This is a genomic window from Nocardia sp. 852002-20019_SCH5090214 (assembly GCF_001665865.1).
Taxonomy (GTDB): Bacteria; Actinomycetota; Actinomycetes; order Mycobacteriales; family Mycobacteriaceae; genus Nocardia; species Nocardia nova.
This window is the reverse complement of sequence record NZ_LZMK01000400.1, coordinates 1-866: the sequence shown is the minus strand read 5'-3', so window position 1 is coordinate 866 and position 866 is coordinate 1. Positions and strand designations below refer to the sequence as shown.

Below are 866 nucleotides of genomic sequence, written 5' to 3'. Positions count from 1 at the left end.
GATCGGGGCAAGGAGATCCGGAGCAACCCCGCCGCCGCTCGTAAACCGTTGTGGCCCGACCACATCAGTCGCGACGACCTCGCCGCCACCGTGCGCGCGTATGCGGCGCTGGCGCCGATCGTGGAGGCCCGCATCGCCCTCGATCCCGACGGCAAGGACCCCGAGGCGAGGTGGGACAAAGACCAGCGGCAGCGGGCCGAGGTGATGCGCGCTCAGATCGACAAGGCGATCAAGTCGGGCAAGGGTTTGGCCGATATCGAGCGTGACCAGCTGCGCGCCGTGCTCACCGATATCGAGGCCGGGAAAACTCAGGTGCCGGACACGCTGCTGGCCGATGACCGGTCCGCGGCCGCGATCGAGCGCGAACGCCGCGACAACTACGCGCGTGCCTACGCCGAGGAAAACCGCCGCGAGATCGAAAAAATCTTGTCGACCGCGGCCGCGCCCGAGGGCACTGTCCGCGCAGTCCGCGACGACCTCAACCGTGTGGTCCTCGCGCAGACCGCGCTGGCGGCCGGGCGCACCAGTCGCGACGACTACGAAGCCACCCAAGCCGAGGAACAGCTGCGCAACAGCATGATCACTGCCGGGGTGCCCGAACACGTCCGCCTCGACGTGAACCAATTCCTCGCCGTCGAAAACGACGCCTGCGAGAAGAAAGGCGAGCGCGCACGCGCCGTCCAGGACCAGTGGGCCGGTCGCCGAGAAAAGGTCGCCGCCGAACGCAATCCCGGCCCGCCCTCCTACGACAGCCCCGAACGCCTCGCGCTGCTGGAGTACAACCTGCGCCAGGCCGGACTGACTGAGGACCAGCGCGCTCAGCGCCTGGCCGCTGCGGCCGGGCGGGCCAAGCCGCCGAGTGAAGC

General features: G+C 69.3%; 1 pseudogene. It reads left to right on the top strand.

Annotated elements, in window-relative coordinates:
• Nucleotides 1-866, top strand: a pseudogene (locus tag A5780_RS41505) (hypothetical protein); the annotation flags it as partial.